18 protein-coding genes are annotated in these 26,741 nt (G+C 70.9%); 6 read left to right on the top strand and 12 right to left on the bottom strand.

The window, feature by feature from the left end:
• Window positions 1-182 precede the first annotated feature (182 nt).
• Window positions 183-854 carry an endo alpha-1,4 polygalactosaminidase gene (locus tag HNR67_RS15990; protein ID WP_221489918.1) on the top strand — a complete coding sequence of 224 codons (672 nt, stop codon included), beginning with the start codon at window positions 183-185 and terminating at the stop codon, window positions 852-854.
• A 347-nt stretch (window positions 855-1,201) separates the two neighbouring features.
• Here the strand turns inward: HNR67_RS15990 and HNR67_RS15985 are convergent, their stop codons facing one another.
• The 4 genes from HNR67_RS15985 to HNR67_RS15970 all read right to left on the bottom strand — a co-directional run bounded on the left by HNR67_RS15985 (window position 1,202) and on the right by HNR67_RS15970 (window position 8,518).
• Window positions 1,202-3,304 (bottom strand): copper-translocating P-type ATPase, encoded by a 2,103-nt coding sequence (locus tag HNR67_RS15985; protein ID WP_185002941.1) that lies wholly within the window; start codon window positions 3,302-3,304, stop codon window positions 1,202-1,204.
• A 126-nt stretch (window positions 3,305-3,430) separates the two neighbouring features.
• Window positions 3,431-4,276, bottom strand: a complete 846-nt coding sequence (locus HNR67_RS15980) for a glutamate ABC transporter substrate-binding protein (protein WP_185002940.1) — start codon at window positions 4,274-4,276, stop codon at window positions 3,431-3,433.
• Between the two features lie 738 nt (window positions 4,277-5,014).
• Window positions 5,015-7,459: a family 20 glycosylhydrolase gene (locus HNR67_RS15975; RefSeq protein WP_185002938.1), complete on the bottom strand. Its 2,445-nt coding sequence runs from the start codon at window positions 7,457-7,459 to the stop codon at window positions 5,015-5,017.
• Between the two features lie 162 nt (window positions 7,460-7,621).
• Window positions 7,622-8,518: a M23 family metallopeptidase gene (locus HNR67_RS15970; RefSeq protein WP_185002936.1), complete on the bottom strand. Its 897-nt coding sequence runs from the start codon at window positions 8,516-8,518 to the stop codon at window positions 7,622-7,624.
• 94 nt (window positions 8,519-8,612) lie between these two features.
• On the opposite strand from HNR67_RS15970, the gene HNR67_RS15965 reads away from it, so the two are divergent.
• Window positions 8,613-11,405, top strand: coding sequence for an AfsR/SARP family transcriptional regulator (locus HNR67_RS15965; RefSeq protein WP_185002934.1), 2,793 nt, complete (start codon window positions 8,613-8,615; stop codon window positions 11,403-11,405).
• Here the strand turns inward: HNR67_RS15965 and HNR67_RS15960 are convergent.
• Window positions 11,395-12,204 (bottom strand): SGNH/GDSL hydrolase family protein, encoded by an 810-nt coding sequence (locus HNR67_RS15960; RefSeq protein WP_185002933.1) that lies wholly within the window; start codon window positions 12,202-12,204, stop codon window positions 11,395-11,397. The genes HNR67_RS15965 and HNR67_RS15960 overlap by 11 nt on opposite strands.
• Window positions 12,205-12,302: 98 nt before the next feature.
• A complete protein-coding gene (locus tag HNR67_RS15955; protein ID WP_185002931.1) occupies window positions 12,303-13,433 on the bottom strand; it encodes a lactonase family protein in 1,131 nt (376 codons plus the stop codon).
• Between the two features lie 232 nt (window positions 13,434-13,665).
• Between HNR67_RS15955 and rocD the strand changes: the two genes are divergently transcribed.
• Together rocD and HNR67_RS15945 are read left to right on the top strand one after the other, a co-directional pair.
• Window positions 13,666-14,907: an ornithine--oxo-acid transaminase gene (rocD, locus tag HNR67_RS15950; RefSeq protein WP_185002929.1), complete on the top strand. Its 1,242-nt coding sequence runs from the start codon at window positions 13,666-13,668 to the stop codon at window positions 14,905-14,907.
• Window positions 14,908-14,976: 69 nt separating this feature from the next.
• Window positions 14,977-15,594, top strand: a complete 618-nt coding sequence (locus HNR67_RS15945; RefSeq protein WP_185002927.1) for a TetR/AcrR family transcriptional regulator — start codon at window positions 14,977-14,979, stop codon at window positions 15,592-15,594.
• Here the strand turns inward: HNR67_RS15945 and HNR67_RS15940 are convergent.
• The 3 genes from HNR67_RS15940 to exaC form a co-directional block, all read right to left on the bottom strand.
• The gene (locus tag HNR67_RS15940) at window positions 15,582-18,734 is read right to left on the bottom strand and encodes a bifunctional cytochrome P450/NADPH--P450 reductase (protein WP_185002925.1); all 3,153 of its coding nucleotides are present in this window, start codon (window positions 18,732-18,734) and stop codon (window positions 15,582-15,584) included. The genes HNR67_RS15945 and HNR67_RS15940 overlap by 13 nt on opposite strands.
• A 158-nt stretch (window positions 18,735-18,892) precedes the next feature.
• Window positions 18,893-19,285: a DUF779 domain-containing protein gene (locus HNR67_RS15935; RefSeq protein WP_185002923.1), complete on the bottom strand. Its 393-nt coding sequence runs from the start codon at window positions 19,283-19,285 to the stop codon at window positions 18,893-18,895.
• A complete protein-coding gene (gene exaC / locus HNR67_RS15930; protein ID WP_185002922.1) occupies window positions 19,285-20,802 on the bottom strand; it encodes an acetaldehyde dehydrogenase ExaC in 1,518 nt (505 codons plus the stop codon). Before exaC ends, HNR67_RS15935 begins: the two co-directional genes overlap by 1 nt.
• Window positions 20,803-21,010: 208 nt before the next feature.
• Between exaC and HNR67_RS15925 the strand changes: the two genes are divergently transcribed.
• Window positions 21,011-21,397, top strand: a complete 387-nt coding sequence (locus HNR67_RS15925; RefSeq protein ID WP_185002920.1) for a peptidase inhibitor family I36 protein — start codon at window positions 21,011-21,013, stop codon at window positions 21,395-21,397.
• A gap of 27 nt (window positions 21,398-21,424) precedes the next feature.
• Here HNR67_RS15925 and HNR67_RS15920 read toward each other — a convergent pair whose 3' ends face one another.
• A complete protein-coding gene (locus HNR67_RS15920; protein ID WP_185002919.1) occupies window positions 21,425-22,624 on the bottom strand; it encodes a helix-turn-helix domain-containing protein in 1,200 nt (399 codons plus the stop codon).
• 29 nt (window positions 22,625-22,653) lie between these two features.
• Here HNR67_RS15920 and HNR67_RS15915 point away from each other — a divergent pair, with 29 nt between their 5' ends.
• Window positions 22,654-24,027, top strand: a complete 1,374-nt coding sequence (locus HNR67_RS15915; protein ID WP_185002917.1) for a DUF2252 domain-containing protein — start codon at window positions 22,654-22,656, stop codon at window positions 24,025-24,027.
• 16 nt (window positions 24,028-24,043) lie between these two features.
• Here HNR67_RS15915 and HNR67_RS15910 read toward each other — a convergent pair whose 3' ends face one another.
• Complete coding sequence (locus tag HNR67_RS15910; protein WP_185002916.1) at window positions 24,044-25,666, bottom strand: ABC-F family ATP-binding cassette domain-containing protein; 1,623 nt, start codon at window positions 25,664-25,666, stop codon at window positions 24,044-24,046.
• 42 nt (window positions 25,667-25,708) lie between these two features.
• Window positions 25,709-26,740 (bottom strand): cell division protein ZapE, encoded by a 1,032-nt coding sequence (gene zapE, locus HNR67_RS15905; protein WP_185002914.1) that lies wholly within the window; start codon window positions 26,738-26,740, stop codon window positions 25,709-25,711.
• Window position 26,741: the final 1 nt, after the last annotated feature.

Raw genomic sequence — 26,741 nt, 5'->3', positions numbered from 1 at the left:
CCGCCGAGGACGAGGCCGCCACCTCCTCGGCGACCTCGGCGACCGGGCCCACCACGACCGAACCCCCGCCCGGCAGCACGGGGACCCCGGCTCCTCCACCGTCGGAGCCGGGGTCCGCCCCGCCGCCCCCGCCACCCTCGAAGCAACCGGCCGCCAAGGAGCGCTGGCGGCCGACGCCCGGGGTGACCTGGCAGTGGCAGCTCACCGTGCCGGTGGACACCTCGGTGAAGGTGGATGTGTACGACATCGACGCGATGGAGAACAGTCGCGAGGTGGTGCAGGCGTTGCAGGCCAAGGGCAGCAAGGTGATCTGCTACGTCAACGCGGGTGCCAGCGAGGACTACCGGGCCGATGCGGGCCGGTTGCGCAGTGCCACCGGCAAGGAGAACGGGTGGCCGGGTGAGCGGTGGCTGGACGTGCGGAAGCTGGACGTGCTGCTGCCGGTGATGGCCGAGCGGTTCCAGGTGTGCCGGGACAAGGGCTTCGACGGGATCGAGGCGGATCTGGTGGACGCGTACACGCATGACACCGGACATTCGATCTCGGCCGAGGATCAGCTTGCCTACAACCGGGCGCTGGCCAAGCTGGCGCACGGGAAGGGGCTGTCCATCGGGTTGAAGAACGCGCTGGGGTTGATCCCGCAGTTGGTGGGAGAGTTCGACTTCGCGGTGAACGAGCAGTGCGCGGAGTTCGACGAGTGCGACAAGCTGTCGCCGTTCATCAGGGCGGGGAAGGCTGTGTTGCACGCGGAGTACGAGGTGGACAACGCCAAGTTCTGCCCAACCAGCCGCCGCCTCAACCTCAGCTCCATGCGCAAGAACCTCAAACTGGACGCCCCCCGCTGGCCCTGCTGACTCTCTAACCCCTCCCCGGCGTGTTGGCCGTTCTCGTACGGTGTGTTGGCCGTTCTTGTACGGCACGTTGGCCGTTGCGGGACGGGGCGCGAGCCCTTGGAGCCACACTGGGGCCGGCCCCGGCCGCCTGTCCTCGGCCTTCGCCCGGTCGCAATCGCCCAAGGCGTACAACAACGGCCAACACGGCGTACAAGAACGGCCAACACTGGGTACGACAACGGCCAACACGCGCGGAGGGGGTTCAAACCCGAACCCCTCCCCGGCGTGTTGGCCGTTCTGGGACGGTGTGTTGGCCGTTCTTGTACCTCGTGTTGGCCGTTGTTGTACGGGGGGGTTGGCTGTTGGGGTTAGGGGGTTAGGTGGAGGCGGCGGAGTAGTTGGGCGTTGAGGGCTACCACGATGGTGGAGAGGCTCATGGCGATGGCGCCTACTGCTGGGGGCAGGATGAAGCCGATGCCGGCCAGGGCTCCGGCGGCCAGGGGGACGGAGAGGATGTTGTAGGCGGTGGCCCACAGCAGGTTTTGGCGCATCTTGCGGTAGCTGGCGGTGGAGAGTCTGCGGACCGCGAGGACGGCGCGGGGGTCGTCGCTGGCGAGGACGACTCCGGCGGATTCGATGGCCACGTCGGTGCCCGCGCCGATGGCGATGCCTACGTCGGCGCGGGCCAGGGCGGGGGCGTCGTTGACGCCGTCGCCGACCATGGCTACTCGGTGGCCTCGGGCTTGCAGGGCCTTGACCGTGGCGTCCTTGTCCTCGGGGAGGACTTCGGCGAAGACCTCGTCCACGCCCAGGTCGGCGGCTACCGCTTCGGCCACGTGGCGGGCGTCGCCGGTCACCATCACCACTCGGACGCCTAGTTTGTGCAGTCCGGCCACGGCTTCCCGGGATTCCGGGCGGATCTCGTCGGCCAGGCCGATGGCGCCCAGGATCTCGTTGCCGCGCAGGACGTGTAGCACTGCGGCGCCGCGGGCGGTCCAGGCGGCGGTTTGGGTGGTGAGGTCGGGGGGTGGGGTGATGCCCTTCTCGCGCAACAGGGTTGGGCCTGCGACGGTGATCTGGGTGCCGTTGACGGTGGCCTGTACGCCTCGGCCGGTGAGGGAGTGGAAGTCAGTGGCGTGGGGGATGTTGTCGCCTGCTGCGGTGACGATGGCGCGGGCGAGGGGGTGTTCGGAGTCGCTTTCCGCTGCGGCGGCCAGGGCGAGGGTGGAGTCGTCGCCTGCGATGCCGATGACGGCGGGGCGGCCCTTGGTGAGGGTGCCGGTTTTGTCGAAGAGGACGGCGTCTACCTGGCGCATGCGTTCCAGGGCCAGTCTGTCCTTGACCAGGATGCCTGCTCGGGCCGACAGGGAGGTGGACAGGGCGATCACCAGGGGGATGGCCAGGCCGAGGGCGTGCGGGCAGGCGATGACCAGGACGGTGACGGTGCGTTCGACGGCCGCGGTGAGGTCGCCGAGCAGGGTCCAGATCAGGAAGGTCAGGACTCCGGCCGCGGCGGCGAAGTAGAAGAGGGCGGCGGCTGCCCGGTCGGCCAGGGCCTGGACCCGGGAGCGGGATTGCTGGGCCTGGGCGACCAGGCGTTGGATGCCGGCCAGGGCGGTCTGTTCGCCTACCGCGGTGATGCGGATGCGCAGGGCGGAGTCGGTGGCGACCGTGCCCGCGACCACGCGGTCGCCGGTGGTGCGGCGGACGGTGCGGGATTCGCCGGTGACCATGGACTCGTCGACCTCGGCCGCGCCGTCGGTGACCACGCCGTCGGCGGGGACGCGGGCGCCGGAGCGGACCAGGACGATGTCGTCGACGGTCAGCTCGCTGAGGCGGACTGGTTCGGGGTTTCCGTTGGGGGTCAGGCGTTCCGCGGTGTCGGGGAGTAGTTCGGCGAGGGCTTCCAGGGCGCCGGAGGCTTGGCCGAGCGCACGCATTTCCAGCCAGTGGCCGAGCAGCATGATCACGACCAGCAGGGCGAGTTCCCACCAGAAGTCGAGTTCGGGGCCGAGCACGCCGAGCGTGGACAGGGCACTGGCCAGGAAGGCGACCGAGGTGCCCATGGCGACCAGGGTCATCATGCCGGGCCTGCGGGTGCGGAGTTCGCTGACGGCGCCGGTCAGGAAGGGCACGCCGCCGTAGAGGAAGACGATGGTGCCGAACAGCGGCGCGACCCAGGACAGCCAGGGCGGGACGTGGTAGCCGAGCCAGCCGGAGACCATGTGGCTGGCGAAGACGGCGGGGACGCTGAGCGCCAGGCTCAGCCAGAAGCGGTCGCGGAACTGGGCTGCGTGATCGCCGTGGCCGGAGTGGGCGGAGTGGTCACCGTGGGCGGAGTGGGCAGCATGGGCGCTGTGGCCGCCGGGGCCGCCCGCGGTGTCGTGGCCGTGGGCGGAGTGGCCGCCGTCCGCGTGCTCGTGGTCCTCGCCTGGCGCTGTCGTCCGCGGCTGTTGCTCGTGTTCGTGCACTGGTCTCTCCTCCTCGGTGGACGACCAGTGCAACGATACCCCCGGGGGGTATGTTCCCGCTTGGCGGAAAAAGAACGGCGGGCACCCCCCGATCTGGGGGATGCCCGCCGTTGACGCTGGTGAGCGCTACCGCTCGGTGATCGACGGCGGGGTCGGCACCTGGTACCCGGAGGGGCCGACGTTGCGGTCGATGGACTTCTTCCACTCGCCACTGCTGATCATCTTCTCGATCGCGGTGTTGACCGCGGTCCGGCCCTCGGCGTCGTCCTTGTTCAGGCCGATGCCGTAACGCTCCTGGGTGAAGGGTTTGCCGATCACCTTGAGCAGTTCGGGGTTCTGGGCGGCGAAGCCGGCCAGGATGACGTCGTCGGTGGTGACCGCGTCGACGTTGTTGAGCAGCAGCGCGTTGATGCACTCGGAGTACCGGAAGTACTCGACGAGCTGGGCGTCCTTGGCGAACTTCTGCCGCACCTGCTGGGCCGAGGTGGAGTCCTTGACCGAGCAGAGCTTCCGGCCGTTGAGCGATTCCGGGCCGGTGATGTCGTTGGTGTTGGACCGGACCAGGATGCCTTGCCCCGCAACGAAGTACGGTCCGGCGAAGGACACCGCCTGCTTCCGGGTGTCGTTGATCGAGTAGGTGGCGACCACGAAGTCCACCGTGCCGTTCTTGATGAAGTTCTCGCGGTCGGCGGCGCGCACCTCCTTCCAGGTGATACCCGCGGGCTGCACGCCGAACTGCGCGGCGATGTACTTCGCCACATCGACGTCGAAGCCCTCGAACTTGCTCTCGGACACCTTGAGCGACAGGCCTGGCTGGTCGAATCGAATGCCGATGGTCAGCTTCTTGTCGCCCTCGGCGCGGGCGACCAGGGAGCGGCTGCCGTTGGATCCCTGTCCGGCAGTGCCACAGGCGGCGACCAAGGCGACGGCGGCCAGCGCCGCACCGATTCGCAGGATCCCGGTGAATCGCATCGCATGTTCCTTCCGACGGCCGGAAAGCTGAGGGAAGTTCAGCCCGGCTTCACGTGTCAGTTCGCACCTGCCCAGCCGGGTGTTTCAACACTTGGATGTGTCACACCTCACAACGGGCGGCACCACGCCACACCTCACAGTCTGGACAACCGATCGTCCCAGGTCACATCGTCGTGACCGAAGACACCCGACCGGTTCGCTCTGTTCTACACCGAGGGCAACGCACCCGACGATCGTAGGGTTCAGTCGGAGAACCGTTGTCAGAGAAGGTAAACAGCTCGTGAATGACCCACGGTGTCGATCTTCGAAGGCGTGGAACCAGCAGAATGAGACCGAGGTGTCGCAGCCGGGACAAAACCTCCGGCCTCGATTACCGGCAAAACCACCGGGGGTTGCGCGCTTGTGCGCGAAGTTGTCGTTTCCCGCGCACTAATGAGGCGTGCTGTCCGGCGGTGTGAAGTCGGCGTTGGCCTGCGGAAAGAATCCGCAAAAAATCTTGGGAAAACGCCAGCAGACAGCGACACACGCCAGTACTGTTTCTAACGCGGGCCTACGCCCCGGAGCCCCTCCCCCCTGTGGTTCCCGCGCGTGGGCCCGCCCTAGCTTCCGCTCGCTCGAAGCCTTCGGCTTCTTCGCGGAGTCCTTGTATCTGCCCGGGGGCCCGAGCCCCCGGACCCCCACGGTGCGGACGGTGCCGACCCAGCGTGGTCCGGGGAAGCCTGCTTCCCTTGCCCTGTCTCAGCGCAGCCCGCTGCTCAGCTCCGCGAACTCCCACGGACCCTGCCCCGGACTGTCCTGCCAGCCGTGCCACATCCGCCCCGCGGTGTTGCGCGCGAACACCAGCAGCCTGCCCACGTGGTCCTGCAACGCGCTGACCTCGCTGGTGATCGCGCCGCCCAGGTCGGCCTCGGTCCACTCGGCCGAGCCGGGCTGGTTCTGCCAGCCGTGCTGGATGTGGCCCTCGCCGTCGCGCACGAAGAAGGTCAGCCTGCCGTCGGGTTGCAGGGCGAGTGCCACCTCGCCTGCCACCTCGCCGCTGATCTGCCTGGTGTCCCAGGCATTTCCGTTCTGCACCGCGATGACCAGCCGCCCGTTGGTGGTGCGCGCCGACGCGACGAGTCGGCGGTCCTTGTCCAGCACCAGGGCCGGATCGCCCGCGACGTCGGCGGCGAAGGTGCTGTACTGCCAGTTGCTGGAACTGGGGCGTTCGCGGCGGCCCAGCAGCAGGCGGTTGCCGCCGGTGCGCACGGCGAAGCAGGGGTGTTTGTCCTTGTCCAGCACCAGGGCCGGGTCGCCCTGGGCGTCGATCTGCAGGCGGGTGAACTCCCATTCGCCGAAGCCGGGGGTGCGTTCCCGGCCCAGCAGCAGGCCGCCCTCGGCCGCGCGGGCCACGAAGGTCAGGCGCCCCTGGACATCCAGGGCCAGTGCCGGGTCGCCGAGCACCTTGACCGGCAGTTCGGTGAAGTCGGTCCACGGGCCCGAGCCGGGTGCGGGCTGCCTGCCGCATTCCAGCGAACCTGAGTTGGTGCGGGCGAGGTAGGTGAGCCTGCCGTAGACGTCCAGGATCACCGGGGTGTTGCCCGCGATGCCGCCGCCGAACCGGCCGCCGAACGCGGTGCGCGCCCACGGACCGTGCCCGGGGTGGTGCTGCCAGCCGTGTTCGACCTTGCCGTCGGCCCTCGGCGCGAAGAAGGTGACCACCTCGTAGCCGTCCCTGGCCGCACCCGGTCCGTGCCCGTGCGGCACGGTCAGCGGCGGCACATAGCCGGGCGCCCGGCCGACGTTGTCCACCACCGGCTTGAACCCGGACCAGTTCGCACTCGGCTTGGGCGAGCCCCAGGCGTGCTGGGCGATCGCGCGCAGGGTGTCGAACATGGCGAGTTCGGTGGCCTGACTGCTTTCCAGCTGTTCCACCGGCAGGTCGTTCCACTGGCAGAACCGGATGCCCAGCAGCGCCGGATGATCCTCCGGCAGGTCCTGGCCGCCGTGCATGTCCCCTGGCCGGAACTGCTCGTAGATCCGCCGCGCGTCGGTCTTCTTGCGCTGGCTGCCATCGGGGTTGCGGCCGCCGTTGTAGTAGAGGAACTGGTCGTTGCCGTTGACCAGTTTGTGCCCGCGGTTGATGAGTTCCTGGACCGGCAGCAGCCCTTCCCGGTCCGAGGTCCAGTGTTCGATCACCGTGCTCGGCTCCACCCGCACCACCCGCGCGTGCGTGCGCTGCATATCGCTCCAGATGCGGATCTGCTTGCCGTGCCTGCGGATCCGCTCCGCGCCGTCGTTGATGAAGCCGTTGAAGGCGTCCCAGCCGTTGGCCTGCGCGCCGTAGCGGCGGCGGGCGTAGGCGGCCAGCTGCGGGAAGTCGTCGATGCCACCGGCCCAGGCCGGGTACTCGTCCGCGCCGAAGTGCCACACCGGTCCGGGGAACAGCGGCAGGTACTGCTCGATCAGCCCGAAGGCCCACTCGCGGGCGGCGTCGTTGCTGATGTCCAGCGCGTTGTGCCGGTACTCGCCGTTGGGGTGGCGCAGCTGGTACTGGCGGTGCGGCGGCAGCACCTGGTCCATGTGGCCCGGCATGTTCAGCTGTGGCAGCACGGTGACGTGGTACTGCTCGCTGAGCCGGGCGATGTGTTCCAGCTCCGGCCGGGTCAGCCCCACCCCGTCGACGTAGATGACCAGCTCGTTGTACTTGAGGTAGGCCAGGTCCCGGATCTGGTTGGTCCACCAGGTCAGGTCGTAGTGCTTGGTGGCGTTGCACAGCAGCGCGCCGCGCACGGTGTAGCGCGGCCAGTCCCGGATCCGCCCGCCCGCGATCGACTCCCCCGCGGTGCCGTGCAGCAGCTGCAGCACCGTCCGGCTGCCCCAGAAGACGCCGAGCCTGCGCCGGGCGTGCAGCCGCAGCACCGGCCCGATCTCCAGCTGGTAGCCCTCCTCGCCCAGCTGCGGGTCGGTCGCGCCGAGCCCGAGCACCAGGTCCCCGTCCCTGGCCTCGGCGGCGGCCGCGGTGCGCACCTTGGGCGGCGCGGTCTCCAGCAGCAGGCCGAGGTCGGCGGCGAAGGTGTTCGCGTCCGCGGTCAGCTCGGCCGCGGCTGCCGGGTCCACCAGGATCGTGCTCCCTGGACCGAACCGGTACCTGCCGTCACTGGCTGCCCAGCTCTGAACAGCCGGGATGGTCCGTGGAGTCACCGAAGCCCCCTCGAATAGCGAGCAGAACACCAAGAACGTATCTCGGTGCAAAACTCACCAACAAGCGGCCATCGGGGCGGAGTTATCTAGACCGAGGGTGTCGCCGCAGGTGGCGGGCCTGTTATCAGACCGGTAACAGGCCCGCCGCCGCCCTGCGCCGACTCAGCCGCAGTGCTCGAACGGACTGTTGTAGGCCGCCGAGCCGACCGAGCCACCCCATTTCACGCATTTGTTGTCCGCCGGTTTCCGCACCGGCCCCGCGTAGTACTCGAAACTCCCGGAATCGGTGGTCCGGGCCGCGCCCTGCACCTCCAGGTAGGCCGAGACGGCCGAGGCGGTGCCGACCGAGGTGTTCTTGAGGGTGACCACGCAGTTGTTGCCGTTGGCCGCGTTGAACAGCAGCTGCACGGTGCCAGCCGTGCCCAGCGCGGCGGTGTCGACCACGCCGTAGCCCGCGCCACAGACCTCGACCGCGTCGTAGGGGTTGCTGGACCCACCGCAGTTGCGGGAGGTCAGGGTCTGGTTCGGGTAGCCGAAGCGGGCGCCGTTGAAGTAGGCGGGCTGGATGTTGGCCGGGTAGCTGGTGTCGGTGGTGCGCACCTCGTAGTGCAGGTGCGGGCTGATGTTGTTGCCCGGCTTGCTGGTGTTGCCGACGGTGCCGATCTTCTGACCCCGGCTGACCTGCGCGCCGACCCCGACCGAGCGGACGTCCAGGTGCGCGTAGTAGGTGCGCCAGCCGCCGCCGTGGTCGATCACCACCAGGTTGCCGTAGCCGTTGGCCGAGCCCTGGTGCGCGGAGGTGATGATCTTGCCGGCGGCCGCGGCGGAGACGGTGTCGCCCTTGTCCGCGCCCGCGCTGCTGCCCCGGTTGAAGTCGATCTCGTAGGCGCGGTGCGCGCTGCTGTTGTCGTTGTCGCCGTTCCAGGCCTGTCCGCAGGGGAAAGGCAGTTGGAAACTGGGGCGTGGGCCTGCGGCCTGGGCGGCGGGGGCGAGCACCACCGCGGTGGCCGTGGCGAGCAACAGCCCTACTCCCGCCGCTACCACACGTCTGATTTTCATGCTTCCGTCCCTCCTGTCGGCGCCGCCAGCCTGCGAGCGGCGCATACAGAACGGCTTCAAACCGCATACAACCGCGAGCCCGGCGGGGGTGGTCATGGCCCAGGACGAACTGGACTTCCGGGTGCTCGGCCCGCTTGAGGTCCGGGCACAACACCTCGCGCTGCCCATCGGCGGCCTCAAACCACGCCAGCTGCTGGCCACCCTGCTGCTCAACCCGAACCGCCTGGTACCGGCGGAAACGCTGGTGGACGCGCTGTGGCCGCAGTCGCCGCCGCGCTCGGCAGTGCCCAACCTGCGCACCTACGTCAGCACCCTGCGCAGCAGCCTGCGGGCCGGTGGCGAGGAGCGGATCCTGGCCCAGCCGCGCGGCTACGCGATCGTGGTCCGGCCGGACGAGCTGGACCTGCTGGTCTTCGAGGAACTGACGGCCAGGGCCAGGCAGTGCCGGGCGGACGGGCGGCTGGAACTGACCCTGGAGCTGCTGTGCCGGGCCGACGGCCTGGTCCGCGGTTCACCTCTGGAGGACCTGCCGCCGACCCCTGGCTGGGCCGCGTTGCTGCGCAGGCTGGAGGAACGGGTGCTGCAGGCCACCGAGGAGCGGCTGGCCGTGCTGGTGGCGCTGGGCCGCGCTGAGCCCGCCATCGCCGAGTTGCGCGAACTGCTGGCCCGGCACCCGTTCCGGGAGGGCCTGTGCCAGCAGCTCATGCTCGCGCTGGCCGGGACCGGCCGGGACGCCGAGGCATTGCAAACGTTCGCCGACCTGCGCCGAGGGCTGCTGGAGGAACTCGGCGTGGAGCCGGGGCAGGAGTCCCGGCGGATCCACGCCGCGCTGCTCTCCGGCGAACTGCCAGCCGCCGAGGCCGCCACCGCGCCGGTCATCCGGTCCGCGGTCAGCCAGTTGCCACCCGCCGAGGGCGATTTCACCGGTCGGCAGCCCGCACTGGACCAGCTCACCGCGTTGCTGCAACCGGTGTCCCCGCAACTGGGCGCGGCCCGGATCGCGGTGCTGACCGGACCGGCTGGCTGCGGCAAGTCCGCGCTGGCCGCCCAGGCCGCGCACGCGGTGCGCACCAGGTTCCCGGACGGGCAGCTCTACCTCGACCTCGGCGGCTCGCACCGGCCGGCGCCGACCGGCCGCCTGCTCGCGGAACTGTTGCGCTCCTTGGGGATCACCGATATTCCCGGTGGACTCGCCGAACGCGCGGCCCGATATCGCTCGGCGCTGGCCGACCGGCGGGTGCTGGTGTGGCTGGACGATGCCGCCAGTGCCGCCCAGGTGCGCTCGCTGCTGCCGGCCACCAGTGGCTGCGCGGTGCTGGTCACCAGCCGCCGCCTGCTCACCGAACTGCCTGGCGCGCATGAGATCCCGGTCGCGGCGCTCACCCCGGCCGAGGGCGACCGGCTCCTTGCCCGGATCGTCGGCTCGGCCCGGATCGCGGCCGAACCCGAGGCCGCCGCGACCATCCTGCGCGCCTGCGGCGGACTGCCCCTGGCGGTGCGGATCGCGGGCGCCCGGCTGGCCGCCCGGCCCGGCTGGCGGCTGGGCACCCTGGCCGCCCGGCTGGCCGACCCGGCGAGCCGACTGGCCGAACTGCGCTGCGGCGACCTGGACGCGGGCGCGGGCATCGCCGCGAGTCAGGCACGGCTGAGTCCTGACGCCGCAACGACTTTCGCCCGCTGGGGCCTGCTCGGACCGGCCCCGGTGGACGCGGACACCCTGGGCGATCCGGCCGCGGTGGAGGACCTGGTGGACGCCGGACTGGCCGAGGTGGCCGGGGCCGCGGCCACCGGCGGGCCACGCTACCGGCTGCCCGAACTCCCCCGCTGCGCCGCGATCGCCGCCGCCCCAACGGATCCGGCCTGGGTGCGCCAGGTACTGGACCGCTGGCTGCGCCGCGCCCGCGCCGCCGCCGCGGCGCTGCCGGTCAACATCTTCGCCCCCGGCCAGCGGGACACCGCGCCCACCGACTCACTGCCGCGCGCACTTGCCTGGCTGGACGGCGAACGCCCCGCCCTGGTCGAGGCGGTGGACCTGGCCGCCCGGCACGGCGAGGCGACCCTCGCCGCCGACCTCGCGCTGGCCCTGGTCCCCTACTTCGACCTGTGCAGCCACCACGAGGACTGGGAACGCACGCACGAGACCGCATTGGCCGTGGCACAAGGAGATCAGCGCGCGGCGCTGTTGCGCGGGCTCGGCCAGCTGCACCTCTACCGCGACGAGTACGCCCGCGCCAGGGAACGCTTCACCGCCGCGCACGAGTTGTTCACCGACGACTACGGCCGGGCACTGGCCCGCTGCGGACTCGGCGCGCTGGCCAGGGTGCTGGGCAGTCCGGCCGAGGCACTCGAACACCACCAGGCCGCGCTGACCGCCTTCCGCGCCGTCCGCGACGGATGCGCGGAAGCCTATGCCCGCTGCGCCATCGGCTCCGCCCGGCTGGCCCAGCACCGGCACGACGAGGCCCTGCTGGCCTTCACCGACGCGCTCCGGCTGGCCCGGCTGGCCGGGGACGAGCACCGGGCCGCGCACGTGCTGCACCAGCTCGGCGTACTGCACCAGCGCCAGGGCCGCCCGGACCGCGGACTGTCCTGTTTGGACGAAGCACTGTCCGTTTTCGAGCGGATCAGGGACGCCCACGGCGAGGCGTATGTGTTGCGCGCCATGGGGGAACTGCACTCCGCGGACGGCCGCCGGGCCTGCGGGCGCAGCTCACTGGAACGCGCGGTGCTGCTCTACCAGCGACTCGGCGACCGGCACGGCGAAGCCGGGGCCACCCAGTTGCTCGGCGAGGTGCTCCGCGGCGAGCGCCGGGAGGCACTGGCCGAGGAGCACCTGCGCCGAGCCGTGCGGCTGTGGCGCGACCTGAGGTTGCCGGTCAGCCGGTGACGCGGTTGAGCGCGGGCAGGAAGCCGTCGGCGTTGCCCTTGCTGTTGGGGTGGTAGGACTCCACGATCGGCCAGCTCAGCCCGTTGACCCACTCATTGGACGAGCAGATCCCGTGGGTGGCGAAGGCCGAGCGCACGTCCACATAGGTGGCCCCGTTGGCCGAGGCCCGGCCGGAGACCACGTCGGAGAGGATGTCCGCGGCCGAGTTCAGCTTGACCCGCTTGGTCTGGCCCATGCCGCCGAAGGAACAGGACGGGCCGCCGTCGAACAGGCGCGGGTAGCCCAGCACCACGAGTTTGGCGTTGGGCGCCTTGGCCTTGATCGCCCGGTACACCGTGTCCAGGCGGGCCGGCAGGTCCCGCTGGGCGAAGGCGATCGCGCCGTCCACCGCGCTGCGGCAGTCGTTGTCACTGCCCAGCTGACAGCGGGTGAGGATGTCGGCGAAGCCCGCGTCGTTGCCGCCGATCCCGACCGTGACCAGGTCGGTGCCGGCGTTGAGCGCGCCCAGCTGCTTGCCGGTCACATCCGCGGTGCGCGCACCCGAACAGGCGGCGAAGTTGAACGAGCTGACCTGGTGCGACTTCGCCCAGAGCGCCGGGTAGGCCAGCGGGCTGCGCCGGCAGTCGCCGCTGGCGGAGTCGTACTGCCGGGTGCCGACACCCGAGTGATAGGAGTCGCCGAGTGCCACATAGTCCACGGGCGCCGCGGCCTTCGCCGGAGCGGCCATCGCCGGTGCGGCGGTGACCGCACCGGCGATGAGCAGAGCCGCTAAAGAGGCCAGTAACCGGTTCTGGTTCATGGTCCATACCTCCGAGCAGGGTAAGTGAGGTGGACCACAAATTAACCGGCCAGTAACATGCGCGGTACCGCCGTGAGCGGGTGTTCTGGCCAGGCGTTTTAAGCTACAACCACGCACACCGGAGTAGGAGTGCGCAGCTCACCGCTGGGCTTCAGCAGCCCGTTCACCGGGTCGACACCGAAGATTCCGATCACGTTGCCGCGTTGGTTGGAGCTGTAGAGCGTGCGGCCGTCCGGGGTGATCTCCAGGTGCCGCGGCCAGTTCCCGCCACTGCCCGGCGTGCCGGCCAGGGTGACCTTGCGGCCGCCCTCGCTGGTGGCGAAGACCGCCACGCTGTTGTGCCCTCGGTTGGCCCCGTAGACGAACCGGCCGTCCGGGGAGATGGTGATGCCACCGGGGAAGTTCGGCGTGGTGGTGCCCGGCGGCAGGGTGGAGATCCGCTGGCCCGCGGTGAGCTTGCCGGTGGCCGGATCATAAGCCGCCACAACGAGTGTGGAGTCCAGCTCGTTGAGGATGTAGACGCTGCGGCCGCCGGGGTGGAAGACCAGGTTGCGTGAACCGGCGCCCTTGGCCAGGGCCAGTGTGGAGCGCAGGGTGAGGCGGCCGGAGTTGAGGTCCAGGGTGTAGGTGTAGACCGAGGAGGTGCCCAGATCCGTTGCCAGCACGTACTTTCCGTCCGGGCTGACCACCACCTGGTGCGCGTGCGGCTTGCCGGGGTGCTGCACGATGTGGGTCGGGTTGCCCAGCGCGCCGCCTGCCCGGATCGGTAACACCCCGACGGTGCCCGAGGTGTAGTTGGCGGTCAGCACGTACTTGCCGCTGGGGTGCACGGTCAGGTGGCAGGGGTGCGCGCCGCCGCTGGAACGGGCGCCGAGGGAACGCAGGGATCCGTTGTCCGCCACCGCGAACGCGCTGACGGTGCCCTTCTCCAGCTCGTTGACCGCGTACACCGTGCGGCCACCGGGAGCCACCGCGATGTAGGACGGACTCTCATTGGCCACAGTGGACTCGACGGCCAGCGCGCCGCCGGCGCCCGCCTTGGCCAGGCCGATGCCCTTGCCGCCGCTGGCCGCGTCGGTGTAGGTGCCGAGGTAGACCCGCCCGGCCGGGGCGTAGCCGCTGCCGCCGGTCGGCGCGGCCGAGGAGGTGCCCGCGGCGCTCATCAGACCACCGCCGACGACGGCCGCACCGAGTGCGCCGAGGAAAGTGCGACGCCCAACATCTGCCATGTCACCGCTCCTGTCGTCGTCGTGCTCACCGCGCTCACAGTGGACTGGACCACTGCGGTTTGGGAAGAGGGCGCAACGAAGATTGCGCCTGGCGCAACTCACCCGGTCGGTTCGAGGTTTTTACCCCGATGAAACAAATCGCCACCCAATCTGACGATTGCGCAACAGATCACTGGCGTACGCAATGCCTGGCGGATGAAATCTCCGCAATCGGAGGCTTAGCCTTACGGTCATGACCGCCATTGCCGAGCACCCCACCACGACCGGCGCGCCGCGCTCCTCCGCCGAGTACATCGCGCTGGACGAGGCATGGAGCACGCACAACTACCACCCGCTCCCGGTGGTGATCGCCGAGGCCGAGGGCGCCTGGGTGACCGATGTGTCCGGCCGCCGCTACCTGGACTTCCTGGCCGGCTACTCGGCCCTGAACTTCGGCCACCGGCACCCGGCGCTGGTCGCCGCGGCCACCGAGCAGCTCAACCGGCTCACCCTGACCAGCCGGGCCTTCCACCACGACCAGTTCGGCCTGTTCTGCCGCGAGCTGGCCGAGCTGACCGGCACCGAGATGGTGCTGACCATGAACTCCGGCGCGGAGGCGGTGGAGTCCGCGATCAAGGTCGCCCGCAAGTGGGCCTACCGGGTCAAGGGCGTGCCGCAGGGCCAGGCCCAGATCGTGGTCGCGGGCTCGAACTTCCACGGCCGCACCACCACGATCATCTCCTTCTCCACCGACGAGGACGCCCGCGCCGACTTCGGCCCGTACACCCCCGGCTTCGTGGTGGTGCCCTACGGCGACGCCGCGGCACTGGCGGCGGCGATCACCGAGCACACCGCCGCGGTGCTGGTCGAGCCGATCCAGGGCGAGGCCGGCGTGGTCGTGCCCGGCCCCGGCTACCTGGCCGAGGTCCGGCGGCTCTGCGACGAGCGCGATGTGCTGATGATCGCCGACGAGATCCAGTCCGGGCTGGCCCGCACCGGCCGCCTGCTCGCGCTGGACCACGAGGGCGTGCGCGCGGACCTGTACACCCTCGGCAAGGCCCTCGGCGGCGGCATCATGCCGGTCTCCGCGGTGGTCGGCCGCCGCGCCGTGCTCGGCGTGCTGCAGCCCGGCCAGCACGGCTCCACCTTCGGCGGCAATCCCCTGGCCTGCGCGGTGGGTCGCGCGGTGGTCGGCCTGCTGGCCACCGGCGAGTTCCAGCAGCGCTCGACCGAACTGGGCGCGCACCTGCACACCCGCCTGGGCGAACTCGTCGGCCGCGGCATCGCCAAGGTCAGCGGGCGTGGCCTGTGGGCCGGGGTGGAGATCGCGCCGGGCGGCCCGACCGGGCGTGAGGCGTCCACCGCACTGGCCGCGCGTGGCGTGCTGTGCAAGGAAACGCACGACAACACGCTGCGGATGGCCCCGCCGCTGGTGATCACCAAGGACGAGCTGGACCTGGGCATCGACGCCCTCGCCGAGGTCGTCGGCCGCTGAGGCCAGGACACGGTCAGCCGACTCAGTCGGGCAACCTCACCGCCCGACTGAGTCGGTTATAGTCCGCGCGTGGCTCACGTCCCGGCTTCCGAACGCCGTCCGCAGCTGGTCAGGGCGGCCATCGACCTGATGGGCCGGGAGGGCATCGCGGCGGGCAGCACCAGGGCCATCGCCACCGAACTCGGCGTGGCCCAGGCGACCGTGCACTACACCTTCGGCACCAAGGAAGGCCTGTACCGGGCGGTGCTGGAACAGGTCACCCTGGACCTGATCGAGCGGGTCCGGCAGGCGGTGCCGGCGGACGGCACGTTCGAGCAGACGCTCGGCGCGCTGGCCGCCGCCCAGTGGCGGACCGTGCGCGAGCAGCCCAACCACTACCAGCTGCTCACCGAACTGCTGCTGTACGCGGTGCGGACCCCGGCGCTCAGCGACGCCCCGCGCAGCCACTACGGCGAGATCGTCGAGGTGACCGCGGACCTCATCGGCGAAGCCGCGCAGCGGACCGGCCGCACCCTCGCCCAGTCCCCCGCCCTGCTGGCCCGGTTCTACCTGGCCGGGTTCGAGGGCCTGGTGGCGCAACACGTGGCACTGCCGGACGAGGCGAGCGAGCAGGCCGGGCTGCGGAACCTGGTCGCCGCCCTGCTCGCCCTGGCCGACGGGCGCCTGGACCCGGCTCAGCCCGCGTAGACGTCCTCGACGTACCGGCCAGCCGCGACCAGCCCGGCCAGCCAGTCCGCCGCGGCCTGCTCGTCCGCCCCGGTGTGTTCGCGGTGCACGGCCTGGAACGCCGCCCGCACCGCGGGGGCCAGGCGTTGGCCGTCGCCGCAGACGTAGACCCGCCCGCCCGCCTGGAGCACCGCCCAGACCTCCGCGCTCTCCCGCCTGATCCGGTCCTGGACGAACCGGTTCCCGTGTTCGGGCGCGTGCATGAAGGTCGGGCGCAGGCTGACCGCGCCAGCCCGCTCCGCGGCTTCGAGTTCGGCCCGGTGCAGGTAGTCCACCTCCGGGTGGTCACAACCGAAGTAGCACAACAGCTTCCCGGTCGACCCGGTGTGCACGCGGTCCAGCACGGCACCGCGGAACGGGGCCAGTCCGGTGCCCGCGCTGACCACGATCACCGGCTCGGAATCCCCTGGCGGCAAACGGAAAGCCTCGGCGCAGGGCAGCACCCGGCAGTGCAGGATGTCGCCAGCCTCCACGGCCTGTAGCTGGTTCGACGCGATCCCCTGGAACTCACCCTGGCCAGCACGATGCGGACCAGCGAGCCGGGACACCAACAGCTCCACCTCGCCGGGCAAAGCCCTGGCAGCGGAGGAGATCGAGTAGTGCCGGGGTCGCAGCACCGGCAGCAACTCCAGGAACCGCTCGAAGGTCAGCGCGCAGGATTCGTTGCGCTCCAACAGATCCAGCACGCTGTGCCCGGCCGGGTAGTCCTCGAAGCCCACCAGCGCGGCGCGTTCGGGCGGGCAGCCGGTGTGCGCGGCCAGCACGGCGACCTGCGCCGGGGTCGCGGCGGCCTGGATTTCCACGAACTCGGTCAGCAGCAGCCGCAAGGTCAGCGGCCGGTCGACCGGCAGGGCCTGCCGACCGCGGGACCGCAGTCGCACCGTGCGGTCCAGGTCGAGGTCGAACCGGTCGGCGACCCGCTGTACCAAGGGTTCCGGGTTGCGTGGGAGCACCGCGAGGTGATCACCGGTGCGGTAGCCGACGCCCTCGGGCAGCCGCAGCCGGAGGTAGCGCTTGGCGCGGCCGAGCGGGTGGGTCAGGTCGACCAGATCCCGGGTTTCCAGGACCCGCATCGGCAGCACGCCGTGCCGGGCGGTGAGCACGCCGGTGACCGACTCGGGCGCGTCCTCCAGCCGGTACATCCCTTGCTCCGCACCGTCTTCCGCGGGCACCGCCGGCTCAGCGCCGAGCAGCGCCGCCCACAGTTCGGCGGTCCAGCGGTCCACCGTGCCCGCGAAATCACCGGCGGCGTCCGCGATCCCGCGCGGCAGCACCGGCACGGCGCCCGCGGCCGCCAGTCGTTCGTCGATCAGCGTGGGGATGCGCTGGTAGGTGGCGGCCCAGTTGCGGTCGCCGACGCCGAGCACCGCGTACCGCAGGCCGTCCAGCGCGCCCGGTTCGAGATTTTCCAGCCAGGACAGGAACTTCGCCGCGTCGTCGGTGGGGCGGCCGTTGTAGGAGGCGGCCACGATGACCACCGGATCCGCACCGGGCCGCAGCGTGCCCACGGCGTCGTCGAGGGCGGCGACCGAGGGCGCGAACCCGTGTCCGTCGCCCTCGGCGGCCAGGTCACGGGCGATCCCGGCGCAGGTGCCCAGGTTGGAGCCGTGCAGCACGGTCAGCGCGGTCCCGGCCGCCCGGCGGGTGACCCGCGCCGCCGGAGTGCCGGTCTCGGTGGCGACGGGCAGGCGGCGTTCGGCGCGGTCCCGGCGGGCCAGGCGCAGGGTGAACCCGTCCGGCTTGATGGTCAGGGTGGACTTGATCTTGAGCTGGTAGTCGGCGTGGTCGATCAGCCGGTAGCGGTGCACGATCAGGCCCAGCACCAGGGTCGCCTCGTGCAGCGCGAACTGCCTGCCGATGCAGGCCCGCTCGCCGGTGCCGAACGGTTTGAACAGGTGCACCGGGCGATGCGGTTCCCGCTCGGGCGCGAACCGCTCCGGGTCGAACAGCTCGACGTTGTCCCCCCAGGCCGGATCCCGGTGCAGTGCGGGCGTCAGCACCATCAGCGTCTCCCCGGCGCGCACCTGGTAGCGACCGCCGATCACCGTGTCCGCCAAGGGTTCCACCGCGAAGGCGGGGGCGGTCGGCCACAGGCGCAGGCTCTCGTTGAGCACCTGGCGCAGGTAGGTCAGCTTGCCGATGTCGCCGTAGGCCGGTTCCGGGCGATCCGTGTCGCCCCACAATGCGTCCACTTCGGACTGTGCCTTGGCCAGCACCTCCGGGTGCTTGGTCAGGTAGTGCAGGGCGAAGGACAGCGCGCCGCTGGTGGTCTCGTGCCCGGCGATGAGGAAGGTCAGTGCCTGGTACAGGATGTTGTCGTCGTCGAGCACCGCCCCGGTCGCCGGGTCGGGGGTGTGCAGCATCCGCCCGAGCAGGTCGCCGGTGCCGGTGTCCCCGGAGGCGCGGCGGTCCCGGATCACCTCGCCGACGAGTTCGCGCATCAGCGTGTTGTCCGCGCGGAACTGCTCCTCCTTGCGCCACTGCAGGAACTCGGTGCCCGGGATGGACTCGCTGCGCTGCTGGACCCGTTCCAGCGCACGGCCCATGGCCACCACGAACGGATGGGTGTCCGCGCGCCGGAAGGACCCGAAGTCGTAGCCGAAGCCGCACAGCCCGATGGTGTCGAAGGTCAGCCGGGTCATGTCCTCGGCCACGTCCACCGGCAGGTCACCGGAAGCCTTGTCCCACTTGGTGATCAGCTCCCTGGCCACGGTGAGCATGGCCGGGTGGTAGCCGCGCATCGCGCCGAGGGAGAAGGCGGGCATCAGCACCTCGTGCGCCTTGCGCCAGTTCGGCTCGTCGTTGAACGCGGTGAACAGCCCGTCCCCTGCGATCTCCCGCACCTGCACCAGATCGGCGTGCACGTTCTTGCGGAACCGGGACTCGTCGGCCAGCTCGGTGACCAGGTCCAGGCCGGAGACGAAGGTGAACTCCTGGCCGAACACCCGGAACCGGAAGATCGGCCCCATCTCCTTGGCCTCGCGGATCGCGTACAGCAGCCCGTCGGCGCCGCTGGGGATCCGCAGGGCATGCCCGATCAGCGGCAAGGCCGGGCGCTCCGGGATCGGTTCGAGCACGTCCTGGCGGCTGGTGCTGGTCATCGTCCTGCCTCTCCGGGGTGGGTGACGGCCTGCGTTGCCTCCTACTGTACCGATCGACTTTGTCAGTCGACAATGTCGAGTGACTGTGTTGGCGAGCACGCGTCCTGAACAGGCCCGACCTGGCCCGATCCGCGCCGTGGGCCGGGCCAGGCCGGGGTCTAGGGGTTGAGGTCGGCGCCGGAGCGCGGTGGGTTGCGGGCCAGGTCGACCACCTCCTCCTCGGTGAGCAGCCGCGAGCGCAGCAGGAACCGCACGCCCTCCGGCGCCTCCAGGGAGAACCCGCTGCCGCGGCCGGGGACCACGTCCACGGTCAGGTGGGTGTGCGACCAGTAGGCGTACTGGTCCCGGCTGATCCAGAACGGCGTGTCCCCGTCCACCAGTCCGAGCAGCAGATCGGCCGCGCCCACCCGGAACTCGCCCCGGGGGTAGCACATCGGCGCACTGCCGTCGCAGCAGCCGCCGGACTGGTGGAACATCAGCGGCCCGTGCCGCGCGCGCAGCGTCCGGAGCAGCTCCGCGGCGGCCGGGGTCAGCTCGACCCGTTGCGCCATCAGAAGAATCCGAGCTTCTTCGGCGAGTAGCTGACGAGCAGGTTCTTGGTCTGCTGGTAGTGCTCCAGCATGCGCAGGTGGTTCTCCCGGCCGATGCCGGACTTCTTGTACCCGCCGAAGGCCGCGTGCGCCGGGTAGGCGTGGTAGCAGTTGGTCCAGACCCGCCCGGCCTTGATCTCCCGGCCGAACCGGTACGCCTGCGCGCCATCGCGGGTCCACACGCCCGCGCCCAGCCCGTACAGCGTGTCGTTGGCCAGCTTCAAGGCTTCCTCGTCGGAGTCGAAGGTGGTCACCGAGACCACCGGGCCGAAGATCTCCTCCTGGAACACCCGCATGTCGTTGGTACCACGGAAGATCGTGGGTTCGACGTAGTAGCCGTCCGGGTAGCCCTCGACGACGCGGGTGCCGCCGCCGGTGAGCAGCTGGGCGCCCTCCTGCTTGCCGATCTCGATGTAGGACAGGATCTTCTCGTACTGGTCGTTGCTGGCCTGCGCGCCGATCATGGTGTCGGGGTCGAGCGGATCGCCGCCGGTGATGGCCTCGGTGCGGGCGACGCAGCGGGCCATGAACTCCTCGTAGATCGAGGAGTGGATCAGCGCCCTGGACGGGCAGGTGCACACCTCGCCCTGGTTGAGCGCGAACATCACGAAGCCCTCGACCGCCTTGTCCAGGAAGTCGTCGTCGGCCGCGGCCACGTCGGCGCGGAAGATGTTGGGGCTCTTGCCACCCAGCTCAAGGGTGACCGGGATGATGTTCTCGCTGGCGTACTGCATGATCAGCCGCCCGGTGGTGGTCTCGCCGGTGAAGGCCACCTTCGCCACCCGGGGACTGGTGGCCAGCGGTTTCCCGGCCTCGATGCCGAAGCCGTTGACCACGTTGACCACGCCGGGCGGCAGCAGGTCGGCGATCAGCTCCATCAGCAGCAGCAGGCTGGCCGGGGTCTGTTCGGCGGGTTTGATCACCACGCAGTTCCCGGCGGCCAGCGCGGGCGCGAGTTTCCAGGTGGCCATCAGGATCGGGAAGTTCCACGGGATGATCTGCCCGATCACGCCGAGGGGTTCCTGGAAGTGGTAGGCCACGGTGTCCGCGTCCAGCACCCCGATACTGCCCTCCTGGGCCCGGATCACCCCGGCGAAGTAGCGGAAGTGGTCCACCGCCAGTGGGATGTCCGAGGCCAGGCATTCGCGGATGGGTTTGCCGTTCTCCCAGGTCTCGGCGACCGCGAGGCGTTCCAGGTTCTCCTCGATCCGGTCCGCGATCCGGTTGAGCACGAGCGAGCGCTCGGTCACCGAGGTCGCGCCCCAGGCATCGGCGGCGGCGTGCGCGGCGTCCAGGGCCAGTTCGATGTCGGCCGCGCCGGAGCGGGCCACCTCGCAGAAGGTCTGCCCGGTGACCGGACTGGGGTTGTCGAAGTAGCGGCCCTCCACCGGGGGCACCCATTTGCCGCCGATGAAGTTGTCGTAGCGGGTGGCGAACCGGACGATGCTGCCCTCGGTTCCCGGCTGGGCGTACGTCATCGGACTTCCCTTCCTGCGCCGGTGTGGTCCGGGCCACGGTGTCCGGTGCGGGTTGGCGTGAGGTTGGCGTCCGGCCCGGTTGGCCCAGTCACCGCGCTGAGAACCGGGTCACAGCCCGGCATTGGGGCTACCGAACCCGGCGGCGGTGCCGCACAATCACCCCGCACAACAATTGCGACATGCTGTAACAGTTGAGAGGGGCACCATCATGTCCAAGGCACGTCTCGCCGGGGCCGCGCTCGCCGCGTTCGCCACCGCCGCCACCATCGGACTGGCCGGGGCGACGCCCGCCTCCGCCGCGCTCGCCGACTGCCCGAACGGCAGCCTCTGTATCTGGGACAACTCCCACTTCCAGGGCAAGCCGATGTGGACCGGCGGGGCAGGCGGGCTCAACTACCTCAACGGTCCGTGGCGCCAGTACAACGACCGGGCGTCCTCGCTGTCCAACAAGACCGGCCGGGACATCTGCTGGTACGAGCACTTCAACCCGCAGAACGGCTCGGTCTCCGGCAGGCACGACCACCCGTCCTACTTCCTGGACGCGCACCAGCTCTCGCCGAACGACTCGCTGAGCGCGCTGGGCGCCTGCGTCTGAGCTGATCCGGCCAGGGGTGGTGGGGGGTCAGCCCGGCAGCAGCTTCCGCAGCCGGGCCAGCACCACCCCTCGCCGGGCATCGGCCGGGTCCAGCCGGGCCAGCGCGTGCTGGTGGACCTGGATGTCGTACGGATGCCGGGACAGGTACGCCAGCACATGATCAGGTTGCGGTGACTGGAGAACCGCCTCCCGCAACGCCACCTCGATGACCTCCCGCCACTCCCGGATGCCAGGGCTCTCCGACTCCGGCAGCAGCGGACCTCGGTAGTGCGCCAGCGCGGTGCCCAGATCGCGGGCGGACAACGCGTCCAGCACCGCGCGGGCATCGGAGCGGACCGGCGTGCTCAGGTGGTAGCTGCGGGTGGTGAGACCGCCGCGCAAGGCCCGGCGCAGGTGGCTGACCTCGGCCTTGAGCGTGCCGCGCTGCACCGGTCGGTCGGCGTAGAGGGCCTCCTGGAGCAGCTCAGGGGTGCGGCCGTCGGGGTGCAGGGTCAGCAGGGTGAGGATCTCCAGCTGACGCGGGCGCAACGGCACCGGCGCACCGCCGTCGAGCAGTTCGCCGCGGCCGAGGCAGTGCAGTGACCAGCCCGCGGGCGCCAGGTCCAGCGGCGACTCGGCCAGCCTGCCCTCCAGCGCGCTGACCAGGCCGCGGACCGTGGGCATGGCCAGCGGGTGCGAGCGGTCCCAGGTGGTGGAGAGGTCGAGCACGCCGAGCACCTTGCCGTTGGGCGCGTGCACCGGGGCCGAGTAGCAGACCCAGCCGTGCAGGGCCTGGACCAGGTGTTCGGCCGAGAAACAGCTCGCCGGGCGGTCGTGGTCCAGGGCGAGGGAGAGCGCGTTGGTGCCCATCGCGGCCTCCGACCAGCGGCCGCCGACGGCGAAGTTGACCCGTTCCGCCCGGCCACGCATCACCCGGCCGCCGAAGGTCCACAGGATGGTGCCCTGGGCATCGGCCACCGCGGCCACGTACCCGGCGTCCTCGGCGATGCCACGCAGTTCGGCCGCGCAGGCCAGCACCGGTTCCCGCAGCGGCGAGTCCTGCCAGCGGGCATCCGCGCTGGGTGCGCTGTCGCGGGCCGGGCTCACCGCGGGCAGTGCCCTGGCCCAGGACTGGGTGACCTCGGGGGCGACCGCGGTGGCCGCGCCGGGTGCGCGGTCGGCCACGCAGCGGGCCCATTCCCGCTCCAGGTGGGCCCGGCGCAGGCGCAGGGCGGTCCGCGGCGGCATCTTTCACACGTTAGGGGGATGATGGCGGGGTGGATAGGGGAGAGAACGCGGTGTCGCACGCCTGGGTCAAGCCGAGTGAGGTCTTCGCGCGCGGTCGTGCGCTGCGCGAGGCGGTAAGACCGAAACTGCACGACCACGCCGCGCTGGGCGCGGACCGGCCGGGGGCGGTGGAGTTCGTGCAGGCCAGCAACGCGCCCCGGCTCCAGGAGCTGGTGCCGCTGCGGGTGGGGCGGATGCTGGCCTCGCCGTTCGCCTTCTTCCGCGGCGCGGCCGAACTGATGGCCGCCGACCTGGCCGCCACCCCGGCCAGCGGGATCACCGCGCAGATCTGCGGGGACGCGCACGCGGCCAACTTCGGGCTGTTCGGCACCAACGAGGGCCGGATCGTCATGGACATCAACGACTTCGACGAGACCGCGCCCGGCCCGTGGGAGTGGGACCTCAAGCGGCTGGCGGTCAGCCTGGTGCTGGCCGGCCGGGAGGGCGGGGTCGACGAGGACGGCTGCGCCAAGGCCGCCGAGGACGCGGTGCGCGCCTACCGCAAGACCATGAACCGGCTGGCCGAACTGCCGTTCCTGGAGTCCTGGAACGCCCTCGCGGACGCCTCCACCATCAGCAAGGTCAAGGCGGACGAGCTGCTGGACGACTTCGAGAAGGCGTCCAAGAAGGCCCGCAAGAACACCAGCCGCAAGGTCGCGGCCAAGTGGACCAGGCAGGTCGAACGGGACCACTGGCGGTTCGTGGAGGAGCTGCCGGTGCTCCGGCACGTCAGCGAACCCACCGCGGCGGCCGTCGCGGCCAGCCTGGACTCCTACGTGAGCACGCTGCGCGAGACCCGGCGCAACCTGATCCGCCGCTACAGCGTGGCCGACGTGGCCTTCCGGGTGGTCGGCACCGGCAGCGTGGGCCTGCGCAACTACCTGGTCCTGTTGCACGGCAACGAGGACGACGCGCTGGTGCTCCAGGTCAAGCAGGCCAACCCGTCCTGCCTGAGCAAGTACCTGGACCTGCCCGCGCACGAGCACGACGGCAAGCGGGTGGTCGAGGGGGCCAGGCTGGTGCAGGCCGAGACGGACATCCTGCTCGGCTGGACCACGGTGGACGGGCGGCACTACATCGTGCGCCAGTTCCGCAACATGAAGGGCGACATCGACCCGACCGCGCTGCGCAAGGACCACCTCGACGACTACGGCAGGCTGGCTGGCGCGCTGCTGGCCCGCGCGCACTGCCGCTCCGCCGATCCCCGGCTGATCGCGGGCTACTGCGGTGAGGACGAGGAACTCGACGAGGCGGTGACCCGGTACGCGGTCCGCTACGCCGACGCCACCGAGGCCGACCACGCCGCGCTCACCGCCGCGGTCCAGCGCGGTGAGCTGGCCGCCGAGATCGAGGACCGGGACTGAGCGGACGGGACCAGGGTCAGCGAGCCCGCCGCACCCTGGTCTCGTCCCACACCGGCGTGTCCGACTCGGCCACCTCGCCGTCCGCGCGGAAGATCAGGAACCGGTCGAAGCTGGCCGCGAACCAGCGGTCGTGGGTGACCGTGACCACGGTGCCGTAGAACTGTTCCAGGGCTTCCTGCAACGCCTCGGCCGAGGTCAGGTCGAGGTTGTCGGTCGGCTCGTCCAGCAGCAGCAGGGTGGCGCCGGACAGTTCCAGCAGCAGGATCTGGAAGCGGGCCTGCTGGCCGCCGGAGAGGGTCTCGAAGCGCTGGTCGCCGCTGGTGTGCAGGCCGTAGCGGCGCAACGCCGACATGGCCTTGCCCCGGTCCAGCCCGGCCCGCTCGTCCTCACCGGTCCACAACAGCTCGACCAGGGTGCGGCCCAGCCACTCCGGGTGGTCATGGGTCTGCGCGAACAATCCCGGCCGCACCCTGGCGCCGAGCTTGCACACTCCACTGTGGACGACCGAGGGATCCTCGTTGAGCAGCCGCAGGAAATGGCTCTTGCCGGAGCCGTTGGAGCCCAGCACCGCCACCCGGTCGCCGAAGAAGATCTCGGTGTCGAAGGGCTGCATCAGCCCGGTCAGCTCCAGGCCGGTACAGGTGATCGCGCGCAGGCCGGTGCGGCCGCCGCGCAGCCGCGGGGTGAGCGTCTCGTTGCGCGGCAGCTCCGGCGGCGGGCCTGCCTCCTCGAACTTGCGCAGCCTGGTCTGGGCCGCGTGGTACTGGGAGGACATGCCGTCGTTGTACTCGGCCTTCTGCTGCAACATCCGGACCAGGTCCTTGAGCTGCTGGTGCTTCTCCTCCCAGCGGCGGTGCAGTTCGGCGATCCGGTCCCAGCGGTGCTCGCGGGCGGCGTGCCAGGTGCGGAAGCTGCCGCTGTGCGTCCAGGCCGAATGCCCCTCCACGGTGACCACGTGCGTGGCCGCCTCGGCCAGCAGCTCCCGATCGTGGCTCACCAACAGGATCGCCTTGTCCGAAGTGGACAGTCGCTGTTCCAGCCAGCGCTTGCCGGGCACGTCCAGGTAGTTGTCCGGCTCGTCGAGCAGCAGCACCTGTTCCCGGCCGCGCAGCAGCACCTCCAGCACCAGGCGTTTCTGCTCACCGCCGGAGAGGGTCTTCACGCCGCGGAAGCGCGCCCGGTCGAACGGCACGCCCAGCGCGGCCACCGTGACGGTGTCCCACAGCACCTCGGCCTCGTAGCCACCGGCCTCGCCCCAGGCGACCAGCGCGGCGGCGTAGCGCATCTGGGTGGGTTCGTCGTCGGTGTCCATCAGCTTCAGCTCGACGTCGTCGAGTTCGGCCGCGGCGGCCTTGATCGGCTCCGGCGCGACCGCCAGCAGCAGGTCCCGGACCGTGCGGTCATCGCGCACCGACCCGACGAACTGCGGCATCACCGCCAGCCCGCCCTGGTGCGACACACTGCCGTCCACCGGCTTCAGCTCACCGCTGAGGATGCGCAACAGGGTGGTCTTGCCCGCGCCGTTGGCGCCCACCAGCGCGACCACCTGCCCGGCGCTGACCTTCACCGACACCTCGGCGAACAACTCGCGCCCGTCCGGGAGCACACAGGACAGGCCGCCGGCCTCCAGATAACCCACGTCGCCGATGGTGCCGGAGTGCGGCACCCCGTGGCGAACCCTTTACCGGTCCGCGGCCGCGGAATCGCGCGAAAGGGCGACCAGCCGGGACACCGCGCGCAGGTACTTCTTGCGGTAACCGCCACGCAGCATCTCCGCGGTGAACAGCTCGGAGAGCGGCTGCCCTGACACCACCACCGGGATCGCCCGGTCGTACATCCGGTCGGCCAGCACCACCACCCGCAGCGCCACGTCCTGGTCCGGCACCGCGTGCAGCCCGCGCAGGTGCACCGCGCTGACCCCGTCCAGCAGCCGCCCGTAGCGGGACGGGTGCAGCGTGGCCAGGTGCGCGCAGAGATCACCGAAATCGTCCACAGTGGACCCCGGCCGGGCCGCGGCCAGCGCGTCGAGTTCGCTCGGGGCGACCGGATCCGGCGCGGGCGGCAGGCCGCGGTGCCGGTAGTCCGGGCCGTCCACCCGCACCACGGTGAACTTGGCCGACATGGCCTGGATCTCGCGCAGGAACTCCTCGGCGGCGAAGCGGCCCTCGCCGAGCTTGTCCGGCAACGTGTTGGAGGTGGCCGTCACGAACACCCCGGCGCTGGTCAGCTCCTGGAGCAGCCGGGTGACCATGGTGGTGTCGCCGGGATCGTCCAGCTCGAACTCGTCGATGGCCAGCAGCCGGTGCCCGGACAGGCTGCGCACCGCCCCGGCGAACCCGAGCGCGCCCACCAGGTGGGTGAGTTCGACGAAGGTGCCGTAGGCCTTGGGCCCCGGCACCGCGTGCCACACCGAGGCGAGCAGGTGCGTCTTGCCCACCCCGAACCCGCCGTCCAGGTACAGCCCCGGCTTGGCCACCACGGCCGGCTTGCCACCGAAGAGCCCACCGATCCAGGACTTGCGCGGCGGCCCCACGAGCACCCGGCCGCAGAATGCCTGCCCGGCCTCGACCGCGGCGGCCTGGCTGGGCTCCTCCGGGTTGGGCAGGTAGGTCTCGAACCGCACCGCGTCGAACCGGGGCGGCGGGACCATGGCCGCGACCAGGTCAGCCGGGTCGATCTCCGGACGACGATCGACCAGGCGCGCGCTCGACATT

It is taken from the genome of Crossiella cryophila (assembly GCF_014204915.1).
In the GTDB taxonomy this organism is placed as follows: domain Bacteria; phylum Actinomycetota; class Actinomycetes; order Mycobacteriales; family Pseudonocardiaceae; genus Crossiella; species Crossiella cryophila.
The sequence above is the reverse complement of the archived record's forward strand: the minus strand, read 5'-3'. Positions and strand labels throughout refer to the sequence as shown.

Excerpts from the sequence above, each read along its gene's own strand:
- HNR67_RS15980 (WP_185002940.1), bottom strand. The coding sequence starts at position 4,276 with ATGCGATTCACCGGGATCCTGCGAATCGGTGCGGCGCTGGCCGCCGTC.
- HNR67_RS15970 (WP_185002936.1), bottom strand. The coding sequence starts at position 8,518 with ATGAAAATCAGACGTGTGGTAGCGGCGGGAGTAGGGCTGTTGCTCGCC.
- HNR67_RS15965 (WP_185002934.1), top strand. The coding sequence starts at position 8,613 with ATGGCCCAGGACGAACTGGACTTCCGGGTGCTCGGCCCGCTTGAGGTC.
- HNR67_RS15960 (WP_185002933.1), bottom strand. The coding sequence starts at position 12,204 with ATGAACCAGAACCGGTTACTGGCCTCTTTAGCGGCTCTGCTCATCGCC.
- HNR67_RS15955 (WP_185002931.1), bottom strand. The coding sequence starts at position 13,433 with ATGGCAGATGTTGGGCGTCGCACTTTCCTCGGCGCACTCGGTGCGGCC.
- rocD (WP_185002929.1), top strand. The coding sequence starts at position 13,666 with ATGACCGCCATTGCCGAGCACCCCACCACGACCGGCGCGCCGCGCTCC.
- HNR67_RS15940 (WP_185002925.1), bottom strand. The coding sequence starts at position 18,734 with ATGACCAGCACCAGCCGCCAGGACGTGCTCGAACCGATCCCGGAGCGC.
- HNR67_RS15935 (WP_185002923.1), bottom strand. The coding sequence starts at position 19,285 with ATGGCGCAACGGGTCGAGCTGACCCCGGCCGCCGCGGAGCTGCTCCGG.
- exaC (WP_185002922.1), bottom strand. The coding sequence starts at position 20,802 with ATGACGTACGCCCAGCCGGGAACCGAGGGCAGCATCGTCCGGTTCGCC.
- HNR67_RS15925 (WP_185002920.1), top strand. The coding sequence starts at position 21,011 with ATGTCCAAGGCACGTCTCGCCGGGGCCGCGCTCGCCGCGTTCGCCACC.
- HNR67_RS15920 (WP_185002919.1), bottom strand. The coding sequence starts at position 22,624 with ATGCCGCCGCGGACCGCCCTGCGCCTGCGCCGGGCCCACCTGGAGCGG.
- zapE (WP_185002914.1), bottom strand. The coding sequence starts at position 26,740 with ATGTCGAGCGCGCGCCTGGTCGATCGTCGTCCGGAGATCGACCCGGCT.